Raw genomic sequence first — 20,810 nt, forward strand, 5'->3', positions numbered from 1 at the left:
AAAGTGAGGGAGCAATCATGCAAAACTACGAACAAAAGAGTGAGATAATTAAAAATAGGTTTCGGGAATTAAAGCAAAACCATCCGGAACGCTTCGCAAATAGATTGAACATGTCGTGGAGCAACTGGGGATTCGGCGTCGAATCCTTAGTTGATACGGCCAAACGGTTAAATAAATACGGCGTAAAATACATTGAGCTCCATGGCAATCATTATGGTCCGAATTTAGGATACCGATCGGATGAAGTCATACAGGTGTTACAGGACTGGGGTATTGAAGTTTCGGGTGTTTGCGGTATGTTTTCCAGTGAAAACGACCTTTCGAGCAACATTGCCCGTCACCGGCAAGAAGCGATTGATTACATTCGCCGGGAAACCGAGTTTACCGCCGCTGTAAAAGGTCAGTACTTATTGGTAGTACCGGCGGCCGTTGGCAGGCCCCAGAAATATGACGACATGGAATGGGCTAGAAGCATCGAAACTCTTCAAATCGTGGCGGATGAATTTTACAATTGGAACATTAAAACCGCAATAGAACCTATCCGGGCGGCCGAAACTTCCCTTGTTCATACCATAGCTGAGGCCCAAGCCTATATTAAAGAAGTTAATCATCCCGGTATTCAGCATATAAATGGGGACATTTATCATATGCAGGTGGAAGAAACCCATATCGGCGAAGCCATAATCCAAGCAGGAGACCAATTAGTCAATCTGCATTTGGCTGACAGCAACCGCGGCGCATTAGGCGATGGACATATGGACCTGGATACGATTATTATGGCTCTATATCTGATCGGATTCAATCAGGAAGGACGGTTTGTTACGCCTGAACCGCTCGGTCCGGGAGGAGATCCGTATCCAGCCATGTACGGCAAACCGGATAAAGAACGGCTGGATGCTTTGGTTCGAAAATCGGTGACCTACTTTAGAGAGAGAGAAGCATTTTTAATAGAAAGTTAATTCATTTAACTAGCGTAAACGGCTGGTGCCGTCCTTGGCGGCAAAAGCTCGTTTCGCGGTGAAGTATAAGCATCGTATATGGTTCAAATATATACTTTCTTATATTATAAAAAAGGGTTTCATCGGGGGTATACATGTCTTATAAAATTGTTTTCTTCGATATTGACGGAACGCTTGTTGACAGCAATAAAAAGATATCCATAGAAACAAAAAATGCGATACGAAGACTGAAAGAACAAGCTATCGAGGTCGTCTTGGCTACCGGCCGCGCACCGTTTCAATTTCTGGATATTCTAGAGGAGCTGGAGATCGATTCCTATATTAGCTTTACAGGTTCCTATGTTGTATATAAAGGAAAGCTAATATATGAGCAATGTTTGGAACGGGAAATTTTACGAAAATTAGAGTTGTCTGCGGCGCAAACCCTGCATCCATTGGTCTTTTTGAACGGTAAAGCCTGTTATGCAAATGCTGATGAACACCCTCATATTGTTGAGTCCTTTCATTATCTGCAATTGGAACGCCCCAGCTATGATCCGGATGCAGGCTTAGAAAATGACGTCCATCAGCTAATGTTATATTGCCAGGATCATGAATCTGCTTCCTATTTGTCCGATTTTCCGGAGTTCAGATTTATTCGTTGGCATGAGGTTGCAATGGATGTTCTTCCAAATGGCGCATCTAAGGCGAGGGGAGTAGAGCTCATTCTTAAAGAAATAGGGATATCGCCGGAAGAAGCCATCGCTTTCGGCGACAGTTTAAATGATATCGAAATGCTCTCCTATGTAGGGATGGGCATAGCGATGGAAAATGCGCACCAGGAGTTATTCCCTCATGCGAAATTTATTACGAAGAGCAACAACGATCAGGGCATTTCCCATGGCTTGAAGTATGCTGGTGTCATTTGATGCTTTATTTAGGGAATAGGTGGGTTACATTGGATAGGATACAGTATAGGAGCAGAAATTTGTTGGAGCGCGGAGCTACATTGGATTTCGTACAGTAAAATGAGCGAAAATCGGTATTTTCGAGGATAAAGGCGTTCATTAGGCACTCTACATTGGTAATATCCAATATAGAGCACATGCAGAGGCCTTTAAGCTAAAAGTTACTGCATTTATCCAACATAGCTAAACGCTCGCCTTCGCTAACCTCTAATGTTAGGGGATTCGGCTAATCGGATCTCCACTAGCTCCATAGTTCGACTACCTCGGGGGCTATATTGGATTCCGTACAGGATAGGAGCAGAAGTTTGTGGAGCGCGGAGCTACATTGGATTTCGTACAGTAAAATGAGCGGAAATTGGCATTTTTGAGGATATGGGATTGTAGGGCTATATTGGTAAGTCAGGTACTTATTTAAGAAAAGGCTATCCCTAGGTCATTGACTTTCGGGATAGCCTCTTCACATTTTCGCTAATAAAGGTGGTGCCCCTCAACTAGGCATACTTTTGGGACAATCCACTTATTGCTCGCGATTGCGGGCTGCGGTCATTTGCTGCCACACCGATCCAGCCGCTTCCTCGCCACGTTCGATCCGCTCTAGCGCCATTTGAGCCTGAAGCTGAATTTCGAACTCGCTGTCCTTAGCGGCTTCGCGCAGCGCTTCAATAGCCGATTCATCGCCAGCCTCGTAGAGGAAACGGGCCGCCCGCCAGCGGACAAGCTTGTTTTTGTCGCGGAGCGACTCAATCATCGGTCCGATAGCAGCGTGATCTCCCAGATCGGATAATGTGTCGCCTGCTGTACGTCTGACGGACGTCGAGGAATCGCGAAGAGCGGCGAACAAATACGGCAGCGCTTCCGACGAGCGAAGATCTCCTAAATAGACGACAGCCAGCCTTCTAATGGATGTGTTTTCATCTTTAATGGCTGCGGCAAGCAGCGGAATACCTTCAATAGTGGCGGAATAACGCTCCAAGGCGGCATAACGGACCTGCCATTCAGGCGAAGCAAACTGCTCCTGCGCTTCTTCCAATGTCAAAGGAGCTGGTCTTACTGTCGGCAGGGCTCTATCATCAATTGCAGCGCTGCCTTGTTCGATTGAAGCATTAACGAGAGCGTTTAGTCGTTCCTCTGTATAAGAAGCTTCCAGCTCACGAACAATTTCGGCCGCAATTTCTTCCGGTTCCCCATAGCGGACACCGAATTCCTCAAGCTTGCGCTCGCGTATCATTGCAGAGCCTGCTGCCCGCTGAACCGCTTCGCCAAACTGCGGCGGAAGCGCTGACCGAACCTCGCTGTCGCCCATCCGCACACGAACCTGCATCGGAATACCGCGATACATTTGAACCAGCACCTGCGCTTCTCCAAAGCTTGCCGCCAGTCCTCTTTCATTTCCCGTTTGTTTGTCTTCACTTTCAACCTTTTGCAGCAATTGTCCGGCCTCAGCCAAAATGCTAGCCCAGTCTGCTCCGGGAAGACGGTCAAGCGCAATAAAGTCAGCGGTGCGGAACAAGCTGCGTACGCCCTTAATCTGCAAAAGCTGGCGCAAAGGCTCAGGCGCTTCGTTTGTTTCGCTCGATTTAAATGTCAGTCTGCGTCCGCGGGGCAGTGTTTCGTCGACGTTCAGCTTCATGGAATTAGGGCTGGGAGTTGGCTCTATTGATATGAGTTTCATTAGGAAACCTCCTGAAAATTTTAATGAAGTGCAGTTCGTTCATGCTCCGAAAGCATATTCTTATGCTTAAATTGCGATAAACTCAGTTTAACTGATTTTAGATTATGATGCGAATAACGCCACAGAATGTCAGGCTCCGCTAATTTTTGCAATTAACATATTTGCATTATGCTCCTTCCGCTTGGTATCTTAAAGAGGCAACGGATAAAAAGCGAAGGAGGTAAGGACGGTTGAGGTTAAAACGATTTGTCAACTTAAATCCGATTGAGCAGCATAATTCCTTTAAGCAGTTCAAGAGGTGGCGCCAGGAGCGCATTCGCAGGCTGAAAATGAAGGATTACTCGTTCGCCGTTCCGAATGTTGAGCCCGACATCGCCTATTTGCAAAATAATCGAAAGCGGCCCTCGATTACTTGGGTCGGACATTCGACATTTCTCATTCAGCTTGAAGGGATGAACATCATTACTGATCCGGTTTGGTCGGGCCAGATGGCCTTCCAAAAAAGGCTGGCGCCGCCGGGGATACCGATTGATGACGTGCCGCCGATCGATGTCGTACTTATTTCTCATTCCCATTACGACCATTTAAATATAAATTCGCTGCGCAAGCTGGCCGGCACCAAACAACTGCTCGTGCCAGCCGGGCTTAGCACTAAGCTCCGTATGAAGGGCTTTACCCGCATTAAAGAATTACATTGGTGGGAATCAACCTATATTCAAGGCGTCAAATTCACCTTCGTTCCTTCCCAGCACTGGACGCGCCGTAATCCATGGGATATGAACAGCTCGCATTGGGGCGGCTGGGTCATGGAGCCCTCGGCATCACGCAGCGGACGGGTAGAGGGTCAATCTGTCGTGGAACCTTGGGCTGAACGTCCTATTGTTTCAGCTGCGCCGACGATTTACTTTGCCGGAGACAGCGGTTATTTCCAAGGCTTTAAGGAGATCGGCCGCCGCTTCCCTATCGATGTAGCACTCATGCCTATCGGAGCCTACGAACCGGAATGGTTCATGGGGCCTTCGCATATCACACCCGAACAAGCGATTCAGGCGTTCGAGGATACAGGAGCAAAGTGGTTCGTGCCGATGCATTATGGCGCCTTCAAGCTGGCCGACGATACGCCGCGCGAAGCGCTTGACCGGCTGGAGACAGAACGCTGCAAACGCTGCATAGAGGATGAACGAATTATCGTATTGCCCCATGGAGAGACGTGGCGCTTGTCGGGCAAATGACAAACGAGGACAAGAGAGAGCCAAATGCGCACAATGACTGCTGAATTCAAAAGCGTTATACTGAGGTAGTCATATTTTTGAGCGTATGCGTATTTCACCATTTTTGCATTGCGATTTAGGAGGATACACATGAGTCATTCTAACATTCGTCTTGGAATTATCGGAGCGGGAGCGATCGGTAATATTCATATCCAGACGTTCAGCAAAGTAGATGGAATTGAAGTAGTGGCGGTCACGGACGCTTATTTGCCGCTTGCGGAGCAGCGCGCAGAGGAGCACGGCATTCAGAATGTTCATGCAAGTCCGCAGTCGTTGCTCGAGGATGCATCTATCGATGCGGTTGTTATCGGCGTACCGAACAAGTTCCATGCGGCGCTTGCGATCGAGGCGTTGAAGCAAGGGAAGCACGTGCTTCTGGAGAAGCCGATGGCAATCGATTCCGAAGCAGCTCGCACGATCGTCGAGCAAGCCGACAAATCAGGCAAAGTACTGATGATGTCGCATCAAATGCGCTGGACCGGCCTTAGCCGTGCATTGAAGCAGCGGATTGACAACGGCGATGTAGGTCACGTTTACAACGCGAAAGCGGGCTGGTTCCGCAAAAAGGGCATACCCGGCTGGGGCTCATGGTTTACCCGCAAGGATCAGGCAGGCGGCGGACCGCTCATCGATATCGGCGTACACATGCTCGACCTCTCGTTATATTTGATGGGCAATCCGAAGCCGGTATCCGTATACGGCACGACCTATGCGGAATTCGGCCCAAATCGGCAAGGAATTGGCAGTTGGGGAACGCCGAATTGGGAAGGCTACTACGATGTAGAGGATCTTGCTTCGGCACTGATTAAGCTGGACAACGGCGCTACCCTGTCGCTGGAGGTAAGCTGGGCGGCGCATGCTGCATTTTTACCGGAAGAGCCATTCATTCACTTGATGGGTACGCAAGGCGGCGTAGCGATCGTTGGAAACAACGGCAAGTATGTGACGCATACGGACAACGAGGTTGTCGAAACCGACATTACGCCGCTTGAAGGCGAAGAGGACCGTATTCTGATGAGCCGACATTTTGTGGAATGCATCCGTGATGGCAAGCAGCCAATTACTTCCGGGTTGTCCGGCTATACAAATAATCGTATACTTGATGCTATATACGAATCGTCCCGTTCCGGCAACGAAGTCAAGCTGAACTGGGATTAACTAATAATAGCGCTGTAACTTCATAACGGTGCTCAAGGCCGAAGCCTCCTTGTATGTGATAACATCCCGTTAATCACTTGAGGAGGCTTTTTACTGTCGCTAGAAGTGGGTGCTTCAGGCTTTGGCGGATGAGCGGAAAGGCAGCTTCCCAGGTAAAAGAAGGTTCGGTTTCCGAGCATACTGTGCTATAATAGTTCGAGATAAAGTGATTTTGTAGTGAAGGACGGGATTAAACGAATGATTAGTACAAGCGGAATAACGCTGCGTTACGGAAAGCGTGCGCTTTTCGAAGACGTCAACATTAAATTCACGCCAGGCAACTGTTACGGTTTGATCGGCGCGAACGGCGCGGGCAAATCTACCTTTTTGAAAATATTGTCAGGTGAAGTCGAGCAGTCGCAAGGGGAAGTTCATATTACACCCGGCGAGCGGCTGGCGGTACTGAAGCAGAACCATTACGAATACGACGATTTTGTTGTGCTCGAGACGGTAATTATGGGTCACAAGAAGCTGTATGAAGTAATGAAGGAGAAGGACTCGCTTTATGCAAAAGCAGACTTCACCGATGAAGACGGCATGCGCGCCGGTGAGCTCGAAGCGGAATTCGCCGACATGAACGGTTGGGAAGCGGAGTCCGAAGCGGCAGAAATGCTCAACGGTCTCGGTATTACCCCTGATATGCACGATAAGAAAATGGCAGAGCTCGACGGCAATGAGAAGGTTCGCGTATTGCTGGCGCAAGCATTGTTCGGCGAGCCGAACATCCTGCTTCTCGATGAGCCTACCAACCACTTGGATATCGAATCGATTCGCTGGCTGGAAGATTTCCTTGCCGATTACAAAGGAACTGTCGTAGTAGTCAGCCATGACCGTCACTTCCTGAACACGGTTTGTACCCATATTGCGGATATCGACTTTGGCAAAATTCAAATGTACGTCGGTAACTACGACTTCTGGTACGAGTCGAGCCAGCTTGCTTTGCAGCTGATGCGCGGCGAGAACAAGAAGAAGGAAGACAAAATTAAAGAGCTTCAAGCGTTTATTCAACGCTTCAGCGCGAATAAATCGAAGGCGAAGCAAGCTACGTCGCGGCAGAAGCTGCTCGAAAAAATCTCGCTTGACGATATTCGCCCTTCTAACCGTAAATACCCGTTCATCCTCTTCAAAGGGGAGCGCGAAGCGGGCAAGCAGCTGCTGCTTGTTGACGGCTTAACGAAAACAATCGATGGCGAGAAAGTGATCGACAACCTGACGATCGCGCTTAACAAAGGCGATAAAGTCGCATTTGTCGGCCCGAACGGCTTGCCGAAGACGGTGTTCTTCCAGCTGCTCGTTGGAGAGCTTGAACCGGATGCAGGCAGCTATTCATGGGGCGTTACAACGACCCGCGCTTATTTCCCGAAGGACAACTCGGCTTATTTTGACGGGGTGGATTTGAACCTGGTGGAATGGCTTCGTCAATATTCGAAGGATCCGGATGAGACGTTCATTCGCGGCTTCCTGGGCCGCATGCTCTTCTCAGGCGACGATGCAATGAAGAAGGCGAGCGTATTGTCCGGGGGCGAGAAGGTTCGCTGCATGCTTTCGAAAATGATGCTCGAGGGCGCGAACGTGTTCATCATGGATGAGCCGACAAACCATTTGGATCTCGAATCGATCACGGCGCTGAACAATGGCTTGACGGATACGGATTGCACCGTTCTGTTCACTTCGCATGACCATCAGTTTGTCCAAACGATCGCTAACCGCATCGTTGAAATTACGCCGAATGGCATTATTGACCGTATGATGACTTACGATGAATATCTGGAGAGCGCTGAAGTGAAGGCGCTTCGCGAGAAAATGTACGCGGTTTAAGCCGCATTCATGAAGAGCGCCGACCTGTGAGGTAAACCTTGCGGGCCGGCGCTTTTTTATATGAAAAATAGGGTCTCGGTATAATTAGAATTAGAGGTTGCGTATTATAAGGAATGCGGCTATAATATGTTTGAAAACCTTTTCAGAAAACCTTTTCAAACATAAATCAGTGAACAAGTCCGATTCCTATCATCAAGAAAGGCGTGCTAACATGAAGTCGACTATTCGCGATGTCGCCAAACTTGCAAACGTATCCATAAGCACTGTTTCACGGGTAATGAATGCTCCGGAGACTGTAATAGAGGAGAAGCGGGTAAAGGTACTGGAGGCTATTGAGGCGCTTCAATATCAACCGAATGCATTCGCAAGGGGATTGATATACAAAAAATCCGATACGCTCGGTGTAATGATTCCGGACATCGAGAATCCGTACTTTGCGGGATTGATCCGCGGGATGCAGGATGCGGCCGTTGAGCTGAACCACAGCCTGATGATATGCAATACCGATCGCGATAAGCAGCGGACGATCACTTACGTACAGAACTTTTTTGAGAAGCAGGTAGACGGAATCGTATTTGCCAGCGATGCGTTGCATACGGAATATTATGAGGAAATGCAGCGTTACCGCTTGCCCTTTGTCCTGGCGTCGACCAATGCACCGGAATTCGATATTCCTTCGGTTGACATTGACGATGAGCAGGGGGCATATGAGGCTGTCAAATATTTGATTGAGTCGGGTCACCGCCGAATCGGAATGATCGGCTTCCCGCTCGGAGAAACCATTTCCGGTCTACCGCGCTATGATGGCTTTCGGCGAGCGCTTCGGGAATATGGGCTGAATACGTTCGAGACGTGTGTGGAATATGCCGAGCACAGATACGAGCATGCTTATGACGCAGCAGCATTGCTGTTAACGCGCTGCCCTGGGCTTACCGCTATCTTTGCGGCTTCCGATGAATTTGCAATGGGCACGATTTCATATTTGCGCGACATTGGCAAATCCGTACCGGAGCATTTATCTGTCATTGGCTTCGACAATATCCGTATGGCGCAACTGTTTATTCCAAAGCTGACAACGATCGAACAGCCGACCTACGACATCGGTTACCGATCTGTACAGAAGCTGCATGAGCTCATTACGACAGGTGAGGTTAGCGTTCTGAGAGAGAAGCTGCCCCATCAACTAATCGTACGCGAGTCTACAAGGCCGTATTAAGAGGGAAGGAGGAAACTCTTTCGCGATAATTTGAAAAGCTTTTCAGATAATCTGCAAGCGTGTTCTTAATGGTGTATAAACGGTATTAGCCAGGCTGAAGCATAAAAAGAGCAAATAATGGAACTTTAAAGGAGGTGGTGATACATATTGTCTGCTCAGAATCATTTGTTTCAATTGGAGCAGGCTGGTGTTATTTAGTTACTGAATTACTTTAAATTCGAAAGGATGAGGTCTGTGCATACCCAAAAAACAAAGAAAGTATTGTCCGCCTTTATTCTGATTTTAGCGTTTGTCATGGTCATTACTGCGTGCGGGGGCAACCAAAACAACAACACGGCGAATCAGCCGGGGAATGAAGCAGGCCAAGGCAATGAAGGCGCAACAAACGAAGCGGCGGGAGATTCCGCATTGGCGAAAGCGTTGAACGGTGAATTCAAGGGAACAAAGGTTACCATGTTCGGTCCGTTTACGGATGCGGATGAGGTGAAGTTCACAGAAAGCATTAAAGCATTCGAAGAAAAATCGGGAATCGATATCGCTTACGAGGGCTCCAAGGAGTTCGAGGCAACGATTTCAGTTCGCGTAAATGGCGGAAACGCTCCTGATATAGCGGATTTCCCTCAGCCGGGATTGCTGAAGGGTTTCGTGAAAGACGGTAAGGTTATTGACGTTAAGTCCTTCTTGAACGATGAATACTTAAAGAAGCAATACAACCAAAGCTGGCTCGACATGGCTACGATGGAAGGCGCCAGCGGTGAGGTAATGGCGGGCGTCTGGGCTCGCAGCAGCGTGAAGAGCTTAGTTTGGTATAACAAGAAGGCGTTTGAGGAAGCTGGTTATACAGTACCGAAAACGTGGACAGAGCTGATGGCATTAACGGAGCAGATCGCAAAGGACGGCGATCCGGCTTGGAGCATCGGCATCGAGAGCGGTACGGCGACAGGCTGGCCGGCAACAGACTGGATGGAGGATATTATGCTCCGTACGACTTCGCCGGAAAACTACGATAAATGGGTGTCAGGCGAGCTTCCGTTCACGGATCCAATCGTGAATAACGCGGCACAAAAAATGTCCGACATTTGGTTTAACGAGGATTATGTGTATGGCGGCCGCAAGTCGATCGCAACAACATCCTTCGGCGATGCAGTGAAGCCGTTGTTTGACAATCCGCCAAAAGCATGGCTGCACCGCCAAGCCGGATTTATTACGAGCTTCTTCCCAGAAGGGCTGACGGCAGATGATTACGACTGGTTCCCGCTGCCTCCGATCGATGAGCAGTATGGTCAACCGGCGCTGATCTCCGGTGATATTTACGCTATGTTCAATGACCGTCCGGAAGTTCGCGCAGTTATGGAGTTTTTCACGACTGGTGAGTCCCTTAAGTCTTGGATTCAAACCGGCGGTGTAACAGCGCCGATGAATGACGCGGATCCGTCCTGGTACCCGAATGATCAAGAGCGCCGGATGGCGGAATTCGTGAAAACGGCAGATACGATCCGTTTTGACGGCTCCGACTTGATGCCTGGCGCAGTTGGCGCAGGTACGTTTTGGAAGGGCATGACCGATTACGTTAGCGGTACCGTTGATTTGGATACTGCATTGAAAGAGATTCAAGCAGGCTGGAAATAACAGATAACGGATTTAGGTTTGGCGAGGGGCTGCCAGCCGCAGGGCTGCGGTCCCTCAATAGGTTATGACAGGAGGGGATTTGTTATGGAATTACAGGCGAGGAAAGGCAATGCTCTGCGTCTACTGTTGATATCCGTGCTGGTGCCGGCCTTGAATATTGCTATTCACTGGTGCATATTTTTGTTTTTTCGCGACTCTGATCTTCCTTCCGTTCTAAAGGCGGTACTGGCGGTCGCGTGGGGCGCATTCGGTATCTACTCCATTTATTACACGCTCAATTGGGTAGTCGAGCAGTATCCGGATCAATGGAAGCGGAGAATATTGCCTTTTGTTTTTGTCGGACCGGCGGTAGTGCTGCTCGGATGGCTGCTTGTGTTCCCGACGCTGCGGACTCTTTATTTAAGCTTTTTTGATGCAAGCTCGGTTAATTTTGTCGGCTTCGCCAACTATTTGGCCGTGTTTACGGACCGGCTGCTCGTGATGGCGCTGCGCAACAACCTGCTTTGGGTGTTTTTCGGGACGCTTGCTTGCGTAAGCCTTGGTCTTCTCATCGCCATATTGGCCGACCGAAGCAGCTTCGAGAAGCTTGCTAAGGGACTCATATTCATGCCGATGGCGATCTCGTTCGTAGCCGCCGGAGTCATCTGGAAATTTATTTATTACTACCAGCCGGGGCAGGAGCAAATCGGGCTTCTGAACGCGATCGTCGTGAAATTCGGAGGCGAGCCGCAGGCGTGGCTCAGCATGATTCAGCCGTGGAACAATCTGTTTCTGATCGCGATTCTCATATGGATGCAAACGGGGTTCGCGATGGTTATTTTTTCGGCGGCTATCAAGAGTATTCCGGAGGATATGCTGGAAGCTGCACGAATGGACGGCGCCGGAGAGGTTCGGATTTTCTTTAAAATTATGATTCCGTACATTGCAGGCACGCTGCTGTCGGTTACGACAACGATTATCGTATTTACGCTCAAAATTTTCGACGTGGTTATGATTATGACCGGCGGACAATATGAGACGGATGTTGTCGCTACACAGTTTTACCGGCAGCTCTTCATGTATCAAAATGCAGGCTACGGCTCGACCTTGGCGATTGTGCTGCTCATAGCGGTCATCCCGGTCATTGTCATTAACCTGCGCCAGTTCCGCAGAGAGGGGGGCTTCTAAATGCGCAGCAGGAAAGGAATCCGTAAATCGAAGTGGCTCGTGAATACAGTGCTAGCCATCATCTGTCTCGTCTGGACAATCCCTACGCTTGGACTGCTCGTTTCCTCGTTTCGCCCGGCAGCCGATATTCTGGCAACTGGGTGGTGGAACATTTTGCCCCATCGGGACTGGCAGACAACAGAGCAATTGCAGCTGCCAAAAGATACCGATCTTCGCGCTCCGATTATAGTGAACGGAGTAACATATACGGATGATCAGCTGCGTGCGGGCGTAGAGCAGGGCGGGGAAAGGCTTATTTGGGAAAACCGGAGGGCTCGGCTTCTCAATGTACAAGAGAAGGAATGGACGGTCATTTCCAACTTCACGACCCAAAACTACGAGACCGTGCTTGGCGGGAAGACGTACGAGATTAAGATGCCTGACGGCAGCACGAAGACGGAGAAGGGCAGCGGCATGTCGCGTTCGTTCTGGAATACAGTTGCCGTGACGGTGCCGGCGACTGTCATTCCGATTTTTATCGCTTCCTTTGCGGCTTATGCCTTCGCATGGCTTCGCTTCCCCGGCAGGAAGACATTGTTTGTCATCGTTATCGCGCTGCTGGTCGTGCCGCTTCAGGTTGCGCTCATACCGATCTTGCGCGACTACACGGCGCTCGGACTTAACGGGACTTATTTCGGTATATGGCTGGCGCATACCGCATTCGGATTGCCGCTGATTACGTATTTCATGTATACCTCCATAAGCCAGCTTCCGAAGGATTTGTTTGAATCGGCCTTTATGGATGGCGCAACGAACTTTACGATATTCAGCAAGCTGATTTTGCCGCTTTCCGTGCCGGCGTTAGCTTCTATAAGCATTTTTCAATTTTTATGGGTATGGAATGACTATCTTGTGTCGCTTATCTTTCTCGGCAGCCAGCCGGAAGTTCAGGTACTGTCGATGAATATTGCGAATTTGGTCGGCTCAAGAGGCAACGATTGGCATCTGCTCACGGCAGCTGCATTCGTCTCGATGCTGATGCCGCTGGCTGTATTTTTCGCCTTGCAGAAATATTTCGTCCGCGGATTGCTTGGCGGGTCGGTCAAGGGCTGAGTTCGTACGATGAAGGACGAGAATGGCGCAGCGTTAGGACCTGAAGTCCGATCATGCGCCATTTGCTTTTTTTAAATATAAGAAGGTATAAATTTGAACCTTATACGAGCTTATATTTCACCGCGAAACGAGCTTTACCGCCAAGGACGGGGACAGCCGTTTACGCTAGGATAGATTTATCTGTGAGAAGAGGAGAGGCTTGCATGTCTAGAAAACCAGCTTGGTGGAAGGAATCGGTTGTATATCAGGTGTATTGGCGCAGCTTCCGCGACACGGACGGCGATGGAATCGGGGACTTGAAGGGTGTGATTGAAAAGCTTGATTACATCCGCTCGCTCGGGGTAACGATGCTATGGGTTAATCCTTTTAACGAATCACCGGATAAGGATAACGGCTATGACGTATCCGATTATTATGCCATCATGAAAAAAGCAGGGACAATGGCTGATTTCGATCGATTGCTAACGGAGACACATGCCCGCGGCATGAAGCTGATGATGGACGTTGTCGTTAATCATACATCCGACAGGCATCCATGGTTTATCGAATCGCGTTCAACGAGGAACAATCCGAAACGGGATTGGTATATCTGGCAGGATGGCAAGGATGGGGAGCCTCCTACGAACTGGCGCTCTTATTTCAATCCTTCGTGCTGGGAGCTGGATGAGGCAACGGGGCAATATTACATGCATTCCTTTGCTACCGAGCAGCCCGATTTGAATTGGGCTAACCCTGAGGTGCGTGAGGAAATATATAAGATGCTGCGGTTTTGGCTCGATAAAGGAGTGGACGGGCTGCGGCTTGATGCGTTAGCGCTTCTTGCGAAACCGGATAAGTATGCAGATGCGGAAAATCCTCGCGACATCAGATACTTAACACATAACCCGGGGCTGCATGACTATTTGCAGGAAATGAACCGGGAGGTTTTCCGTCATTACGATATTATGACCGTTGGTGAAATCGCGTTCGCCACGCCGGAGACAGGTGTTCTGTTCGTCGATGAGGAGCGGAACGAGCTGAACACGTTGTTTCACTTTGAAGTAGCCGATGAAATGCCGGAGTGGGATATGGTACGGTTCAAGCGCATCCAGATGCTGTGGGCGGAATCGCTTAAGGGCCGGGGCTTCGGCTCCCAGTTCCTTAACAATCATGACCATACGAGACAAGTCTCGCGTTACGGCAACGATAAGGAATACCGGGAGGAATCGGCAAAGCTGCTCGCGACGATGATACATACGCTGCCGGGCATTCCTTATATATACCAGGGTGAAGAGATCGGGATGACTGGGGTAAGGTATGAAACGATTGGAGACTACCAGGACATCGCGATGATTAATAAGTATGTGGAGGAAGTGGGCAAGGGAGGGGATCCTGCAGCGGTGCTGCGCTCGCTTCAGCCTCTTAGCCGTGACAACTCGCGTTCGCCGATGCACTGGGATGACAGCACAAATGCCGGATTCACGAAAGGAACGCCATGGATTAAAATCAATCCAAATTATCGCGAAATTAATGTGGAACGGGCTGAACAAGATCCGAATTCTGTTCTAGCTTTCTATAGGAAGTTGATAGCGCTGCGCTCGCGTTCCCCGGTAATGGTCTATGGGGATTTCACCGACATTAGCGGCGATGACGCTCATCTCTATGTCTATATGAGGGAATATGATGGAACCAAGTGGATTGTGCTGCTAAACCACGGGGAGTCTCCTCGTATATTTACATTTCCTGAAGCCGCAATAGCTCAAAAAACGCATAATCCGGTGCTTGTTCTTGGCACCCATGAGACGTCCGAAACATGGAATGACGAAGGAACGATTGAGCTGAGGCCTTATGAGGCACGGATTTATGAGATGAAGGAATAGAAGGGCAACAAGATATCGAATCCAATGTAGCCCACTTATCCCCTAAAATAAGTGGAGGTAAGTCCTGAGTAAGACATGGGGCTGTCCCTGAAGGTCTATAACCTTCTGGGACAGCCCCTCCTTTTTTATTTATATAACAATTTTGACTCGTTCAGCGTCAACTGCCGCGACCTTGCGGCCTTTACCGTATGGAATGCAGAGCGGTGTTCCAAAGATCGGATCGGCTGTTACTTGGCATTCCATATCGAATACGTCACGAATCAGCTGCTCGTTCATGATTATTTCCGGCTCGCCTTGCGCGTAGATACGGCCTTCTTTGACTGCGACGATATGATGCGCATAACGGCATGCGAGATTAATGTCATGCAGAACCATTACGATCGTACGGTTCTCTTGTTCGTTTAAGTCAAACAGCAAATCAAGAATCTCGATTTGATGCGTCATATCGAGGTATGTCGTCGGCTCATCAAGCAAAATAGTCGGTGTGTTCTGAGCAAGGGTCATTGCAATCCAGGCGCGCTGCCGTTGTCCGCCGGAAAGTGAGTCAACGGAACGGGCAGAGAGCTCATTCATATGTGTCACTTCAAGCGCCTTCTTTACCATTTTCTCGTCCTCGTGAGACCATTGCTGCAGCCAGCTTTGGTAAGGATAGCGGCCTTGCTTCACAAGCTGATGAACGGTTAAGCCTTCCGGAGCGATTGGGCCTTGCGGTAAGATGGCCAGACGTCTGGCCACTTCTTTGCTCGAGAGCTTGGAAATTTCGCTGCCGTCAAGCAAAATGGAGCCCTCCTGCGGCTTCAATAGACGGGCAAGCGAACGAAGCAGCGTTGATTTGCCGCAGCCGTTGCTGCCGATGAACACAGTAATTTTACCTGTAGGAATAAGTAAATCGAGATTGGAGAAAATCGGCTTTTGTCCATAGGATAGCGTAAGGTTCTTCGCTTGAATGGAGGGCACGAGACTCACTCCCTTTCATTTTATCGTTTGTAGTTAAATGTAACCTCGGAGAGTGTTACGCTCCGCTGCGGTGACGGTATAGCAAATAGATAAAGAATGGTGCCCCGATCGCGGCTGTAAACACTCCTGCCGGAATATCGAGCGGGATGAACGCAACTCTGGCTACAAGATCGGAAAGCAGCAATACGAGCGAGCCAATAAGAGCTGAAACTGGGATAACGCCGCCATAGGCGGGTCCAACCAGTTTGCGGGCTATATGCGGAGCCATCAGTCCGATAAAGTTAATGGCGCCGCCAATGGCGACTGCTGCTCCTGCCAGCGCAACGCTGATAAAAAGAAGAATCGTCCGTTTGACATGAACCGGGCTGCCGACGCTTGTTGCGACCTCATCTCCCAGCTCCTGCACGTTTAAATGCCTGGCGTAAATAAAGGCTACCGGCAGTAGGATGAATATCCAGGGCAACAGTGTCAATACGTCCCGTTCCCAGGAGACACCGTAAATGCTTCCCGTCATAAAGGTAAACGCTTTGACGGCTACTGCAGTCGGCGTAAACGATGCTGTTAGAATGAGCATATAAGTAACGGCGGTTAATGCCGTAGCCATGCCGATTCCGATGAGCACAAGCCGAAGCGGTGTAATTCCGCGGCGGTAAGCGAATAAATAGATCAGAAAAGCGGCAGCGAATGCTCCGACAACAGCACTAAGCGGCATGAAGCGGATACTGACATGCGAGAAGTACAGAATGAATACTACGGTGCCCAGAGAAGCACCTCCGGATATACCGATAATGTCCGGTGAGGTAAGCGGGTTGCGGACGATACCTTGAAGCAATGCGCCGGACACGGCGAGCGCCGAGCCTACCAAAACCGCGATAATGACACGCGGCAAGCGAAGCGAAAATATGATCATGGAATCGGATGACTCGCCGATGCCGATAATCGTACGAATGACGGCAAGCGGACTGATCGATGTGCTGCCGAGTCCTACACATACGACGATGGCTGCCAGGTTGGCAATGATCAAAAGGACGGTCATCGCAACGGTTCGGCGGTCTATTTGAAAGGAATGCTTGCGGCCTCTAAGCGTAAACCATCCATTCATTTTAGGAATGCCCCCCTCTTCTGGCAATATAGACGAAGAATGGAACACCGATGATGGCGGTCATGACCCCGACGGGAACTTCCTTCGGAAATGCAATATACCGGGATCCGATGTCGGCAGCCAGCAGAAGATTGCCGCCTAACACCGCGCAGTATGGAATAACCCAACGGTAGTCGATGCCGACTAAATAACGCGTCAGGTGAGGGATGATAATTCCGATGAAGGCGATGGGACCAGCCATGGATACCGATCCGCCGGCAAGCAATACGATGATGATGCCGGCAGCTAATTTAATGTAGACGGTTTTCTGTCCGAGACCAACGGCCACGTCTTCGCCGAGCGCAAGCACGTTCATATGTCTTGCGACCACTAGCGCGCCAAGAAGGGCAATTCCCATGAACGGTGCAGCGGCTGTGAAAATATTCATATCGCGACCAGCTACTGAGCCTACGAACCAATATAACACTTGATCAAATGTTTGACCGCCGGTTAGCAATACGCCAAGCGAAAGCGAAGAGAAGAAGGCTGTCAATGCCGCGCCTGCAAGCGTAACCTTGAGCGGAGTAAGACCGTCATTTCCGATTGAACCGAGTACATAAACCAGAGTGGCCGTGAATGCCGCACCGATGAAGGCAAGCGTAGCAAACGTCGATAAGCCGCTCGCTCCGAAGAAGGCGGAGCCTGTAACTATGAAAAAAGCGGCTCCGGCATTGATGCCGAAGATGCTCGGTGAAGCGAGCTGGTTACGGGTTATACCCTGCATCAATGCACCTGCGACGGCTAGACTTGCCCCGACAGCGGCAGCTATAAGCGCGCGTGGCATTCTTGCCGTTTGTATAATAAGATGCTCTTGAGAGCCGTTGAATGCGGTATAGGATTCTACGATTGTTCGCCAATCAATGTTCGTTACTCCAAAAGCGATGCTGCAAACGATGCCGGCGGCAAAGAGGAGAAGCCCTGCGAGCAGCCCTGCAACCTTCTGATAATGCGATGATAATAGAGTGTCCATGATTTCCTCTTTCTTATAAGAACAATTTATTGCTACTCAAACATTTTAGGGGATCAGTACGGTGGTGTCAATGAATTTGAAAATCATTATCAACAAATGGTTGACTTTGCTATGCCCTCCTGTTATAGTTTCGTTTAGGAAAATACTGATAATCATTTTCAATGAGAAGGGGAACAACAAAAATGTTATTTGCAATCAAACAAAAATTCACTTGGTCAGCTTCCGCTGCATTGCTGGCGTTAGCAGTAGTCGTATCGGGATGCGGTAATACCGGTGCGAACAATAGCAACGCGAACACGGCAAGCCCGACTGAAACTGCAGCACCGGAAACAGCAGAAGCACGTAAAATTACCCATGCGATGGGTGAGACTGAAATTAAAGGTACTCCGGAGCGCATTGTCGTACTGACGAACGAAGGAACGGAAGCATTGCTTAGTCTTGGAGTACAACCGGTAGGCGCAGTAAAATCTTGGACAGGTGATCCTTGGTACGAGCACATCAAAGCGGACATGGAGGGCGTTACAGTTGTAGGCGATGAGAGCCAGCCGAACATGGAGCTTATTGCGAGCCTGAAGCCTGATCTTATTATCGGTAACAAATTGCGTCAGGAGAAAGTGTACGATCAGCTTAAAGCCATTGCGCCAACCGTATTTTCCGAAACGCTCCGCGGCGCATGGCAGTCTAACTTTAAGCTGTATGCTGAAGCGCTCGGCAAAACCGCCGAAGGCGACAAAGTCATAGCTAACTATGACAGCCGCACCGTGGACTTTAAGGAAAAAGCGGGCGACAAGCTGAACCAGAAGGTATCTGTGGTTCGTTTTATGGCTGGCAAAACGCGTATTTACTTAGAAGACACCTTTACAGGTTTGGCGTTCTCCAAACTCGGCATTTCACGTCCTGAAAATCAAAAATATAAAGACACATTCGTTGAAGAGATTACGAAGGAACGTCTTCCGGAAGTAGACGCGGATATGCTCTTCTATTTCACTTATGAGACAGGTGACGGTAAAGCAACAGCAATGGAAGAAGAAATGATGAAGGATCCATTGTGGCAGAGCCTTCAAGTCGTGAAAAACAACAAGGCTATCAAAGTGAGCGATGCGATCTGGAACACAGCAGGCGGCGTAATCGCAGCTAACCTGATGCTGGATGAGCTTTACACCATTTACGAAATCAAATAATCGTTTGCACCTTGAAACAGCCGGAGCCTGCTCCGGCTGTTTTTTTAGGTTACGCGGGCTTTCGCTGCCGTATTCAGAAATGTACATCAATCACAAAAAAACAGAAATATGCTATAATCGTCAATATGAAATGATCTAAGAAGCAGAGTGAAAATTCAAATTCTTTTCGGGCTACATAGCGGAATGGAAGGCGGTTATTAAAATGAGCAGCAGCAACAAATTCGCATGGACATGGACGATTAAAGAGGAATTTCTCGACGAGTATGTCCGGATGCACGGTGAACCATGGCAGGAAATTATGGAGGAGCACAGCAAGGCGGGCATTCGCAATTATTCGATTTTTCAAAACGGCACGCAGTTTTTTTATTGCTTCGAGTGTGACGATGTAGAGGCTGCATTTGCCTATATCGCAGGAAGCGAGGCATGCGGCCGCTGGAATGCGATTACCTCGCAGATGGTGCAAGGCTCTTTCGATTTCCAAGAGGCTGAGCCTATCAAACCTTTGCGGGAAGTTTTTTTCTTAAAATAAAGATGAGTGGAAAAATGGCGGCGTTCACGTTCCAAAAGGAACGAACGCTGCTTTTTTATTTTGAATAAATGATGAATCGGGACATGGATGGTATGAATTGTAAATCCAAATCAAGCGCATAATAAACGGATTCGTTTTGCCGGAAAGTCACTGCCACCTGCGAATTGTTGCACCCGTGCATAAAAGTGCGTACCTGGTAAACACTGTTTCTCTAGACCCACACAGGTTTGTTCGGGTATGATACCGATAGGTTATTTGGAAATTTTAGTCGATATAAGTTATTACGCTTGGGAGGGTATTGAAACTGAATCAGTATGATGAGATTAAACAGGGCGAGAAGGGTGCATGGGTTAGTATTGGTGCCTATTTGGCTCTATCCGCGCTAAAGCTGGGTGCCGGCTACTGGTTTTTGTCGGGGGCTCTTGTCGCAGACGGATTTAACAATCTGACCGATATCGTAGCATCCGTTGCTGTATTGGTAGGATTGCGCATATCGCAAAAACCGCCGGATAAGGATCATCCTTACGGTCATTTTCGCGCAGAGACGATTGCAGCGCTAGTTGCTTCTTTTATTATGGCTACGGTTGGCGTTCAGGTGTTAATAAGCGCGGTCAGATCGTTGTTTGCTTCTGAGTATCACGTTCCAAACTTAATGTCTGCATGGGTTGCTTTGTTCTCAGCTGTATGTATGGCTGGTGTCTATATATATAATCGAAGACTTGCCACGCGAATAAACAATCAAGCGCTTCTCGCAGCATCAAAGGATAATTTGTCCGATGCTCTCGTCAGTACCGGAGCGGCTATTGGTATTATAGGCGCGCAGTTTGGACTGCCATGGCTTGATCCGGTAGCCGCGCTCGTAGTCGGTGCAATCATATGTAAAACGGCATGGGAAATCTTTTATAGCTCAACGCATGCTTTGACGGACGGTTTTGACGAGAATGAGCTTACTACCTTGCGTTCGACGATTGAGAAGACGAAAGGGGTCAAATCCATTAAGGATATAAAGGCACGGGTACATGGCAACCTGGTGTTAGTCGATGTGATCGTGCAGGTAGATCCCGGATTGACGCTTATCGAGAGTCACCGTATTAGCGATGAAATAGAGCATCGAATGGGCCGCAAGCACAACATTATGAGTGTCCACGTTCACGTTGAGCCTCATGATAATACAGAGAACGCTGTGTCAAATGCTTTAGAGTAAT

The 20,810-nt window shown here is 49.1% G+C and carries 17 protein-coding genes; 13 read left to right on the forward strand and 4 right to left on the reverse strand.

The features are described 5' to 3' along the window. The first annotated feature begins 17 nt into the window (after positions 1-17). Positions 18-959 (forward strand): sugar phosphate isomerase/epimerase family protein, encoded by a 942-nt coding sequence (locus tag DFP97_RS14385; protein ID WP_220271162.1) that lies wholly within the window; start codon positions 18-20, stop codon positions 957-959. Positions 960-1,093: 134 nt separating this feature from the next. Next, complete coding sequence (locus tag DFP97_RS14390; protein WP_114380878.1) at positions 1,094-1,867, forward strand: Cof-type HAD-IIB family hydrolase; 774 nt, start codon at positions 1,094-1,096, stop codon at positions 1,865-1,867. A 556-nt stretch (positions 1,868-2,423) separates the two neighbouring features. On the opposite strand, the gene DFP97_RS14395 is transcribed toward DFP97_RS14390, so the two are convergent. Continuing rightward, a complete protein-coding gene (locus DFP97_RS14395; RefSeq protein ID WP_114380880.1) occupies positions 2,424-3,578 on the reverse strand; it encodes a conserved virulence factor C family protein in 1,155 nt (384 codons plus the stop codon). 230 nt (positions 3,579-3,808) lie between these two features. Here DFP97_RS14395 and DFP97_RS14400 point away from each other — a divergent pair, with 230 nt between their 5' ends. From DFP97_RS14400 to DFP97_RS14435, 8 genes are all read left to right on the forward strand, one after another. Continuing rightward, a complete protein-coding gene (locus DFP97_RS14400) occupies positions 3,809-4,810 on the forward strand; it encodes an MBL fold metallo-hydrolase (protein WP_114380881.1) in 1,002 nt (333 codons plus the stop codon). Between the two features lie 129 nt (positions 4,811-4,939). Beyond that, positions 4,940-6,007, forward strand: coding sequence for a Gfo/Idh/MocA family protein (locus tag DFP97_RS14405; protein WP_114380883.1), 1,068 nt, complete (start codon positions 4,940-4,942; stop codon positions 6,005-6,007). A 237-nt stretch (positions 6,008-6,244) separates the two neighbouring features. After that, positions 6,245-7,864, forward strand: a complete 1,620-nt coding sequence (locus tag DFP97_RS14410; protein ID WP_114380885.1) for an ABC-F family ATP-binding cassette domain-containing protein — start codon at positions 6,245-6,247, stop codon at positions 7,862-7,864. 211 nt (positions 7,865-8,075) lie between these two features. Then, positions 8,076-9,080, forward strand: a complete 1,005-nt coding sequence (locus DFP97_RS14415) for a LacI family DNA-binding transcriptional regulator (RefSeq protein WP_114380886.1) — start codon at positions 8,076-8,078, stop codon at positions 9,078-9,080. 294 nt (positions 9,081-9,374) lie between these two features. Beyond that, positions 9,375-10,709 (forward strand): ABC transporter substrate-binding protein, encoded by a 1,335-nt coding sequence (locus DFP97_RS14420; RefSeq protein ID WP_245976261.1) that lies wholly within the window; start codon positions 9,375-9,377, stop codon positions 10,707-10,709. A gap of 84 nt (positions 10,710-10,793) precedes the next feature. Continuing rightward, positions 10,794-11,876, forward strand: a complete 1,083-nt coding sequence (locus DFP97_RS14425; RefSeq protein ID WP_114380890.1) for a carbohydrate ABC transporter permease — start codon at positions 10,794-10,796, stop codon at positions 11,874-11,876. Further along, a complete protein-coding gene (locus tag DFP97_RS14430) occupies positions 11,877-12,968 on the forward strand; it encodes a carbohydrate ABC transporter permease (RefSeq protein ID WP_114380892.1) in 1,092 nt (363 codons plus the stop codon). A 203-nt stretch (positions 12,969-13,171) separates the two neighbouring features. Beyond that, complete coding sequence (locus tag DFP97_RS14435; protein WP_114380894.1) at positions 13,172-14,827, forward strand: glycoside hydrolase family 13 protein; 1,656 nt, start codon at positions 13,172-13,174, stop codon at positions 14,825-14,827. Positions 14,828-14,956: 129 nt separating this feature from the next. On the opposite strand, the gene DFP97_RS14440 is transcribed toward DFP97_RS14435, so the two are convergent. From DFP97_RS14440 to DFP97_RS14450, 3 genes are read right to left on the reverse strand one after another with little or no spacing between them, the layout of a single operon-like run. Beyond that, on the reverse strand, positions 14,957-15,784 hold the full coding sequence (locus DFP97_RS14440) for an ABC transporter ATP-binding protein (protein WP_114380896.1): 828 nt from the start codon (positions 15,782-15,784) through the stop codon (positions 14,957-14,959). A gap of 55 nt (positions 15,785-15,839) precedes the next feature. Beyond that, a complete protein-coding gene (locus DFP97_RS14445) occupies positions 15,840-16,886 on the reverse strand; it encodes a FecCD family ABC transporter permease (protein ID WP_114380898.1) in 1,047 nt (348 codons plus the stop codon). A 1-nt stretch (position 16,887) separates the two neighbouring features. After that, positions 16,888-17,895: a FecCD family ABC transporter permease gene (locus DFP97_RS14450; RefSeq protein ID WP_114380899.1), complete on the reverse strand. Its 1,008-nt coding sequence runs from the start codon at positions 17,893-17,895 to the stop codon at positions 16,888-16,890. A gap of 182 nt (positions 17,896-18,077) precedes the next feature. Here DFP97_RS14450 and DFP97_RS14455 point away from each other — a divergent pair, with 182 nt between their 5' ends. The 3 genes from DFP97_RS14455 (at position 18,078) to DFP97_RS14465 (ending at position 20,809) form a co-directional block, all read left to right on the forward strand. Further along, complete coding sequence (locus DFP97_RS14455) at positions 18,078-19,076, forward strand: ABC transporter substrate-binding protein (protein WP_114380900.1); 999 nt, start codon at positions 18,078-18,080, stop codon at positions 19,074-19,076. A gap of 202 nt (positions 19,077-19,278) precedes the next feature. Then, positions 19,279-19,605: an L-rhamnose mutarotase gene (locus tag DFP97_RS14460; RefSeq protein ID WP_114380901.1), complete on the forward strand. Its 327-nt coding sequence runs from the start codon at positions 19,279-19,281 to the stop codon at positions 19,603-19,605. A 304-nt stretch (positions 19,606-19,909) separates the two neighbouring features. Then, complete coding sequence (locus DFP97_RS14465; protein WP_114381014.1) at positions 19,910-20,809, forward strand: cation diffusion facilitator family transporter; 900 nt, start codon at positions 19,910-19,912, stop codon at positions 20,807-20,809. Position 20,810: the final 1 nt, after the last annotated feature.

It is taken from the genome of Paenibacillus prosopidis (genome assembly GCF_003337375.1).
Classification (GTDB): Bacteria; Bacillota; Bacilli; order Paenibacillales; family Paenibacillaceae; genus Pristimantibacillus; species Pristimantibacillus prosopidis.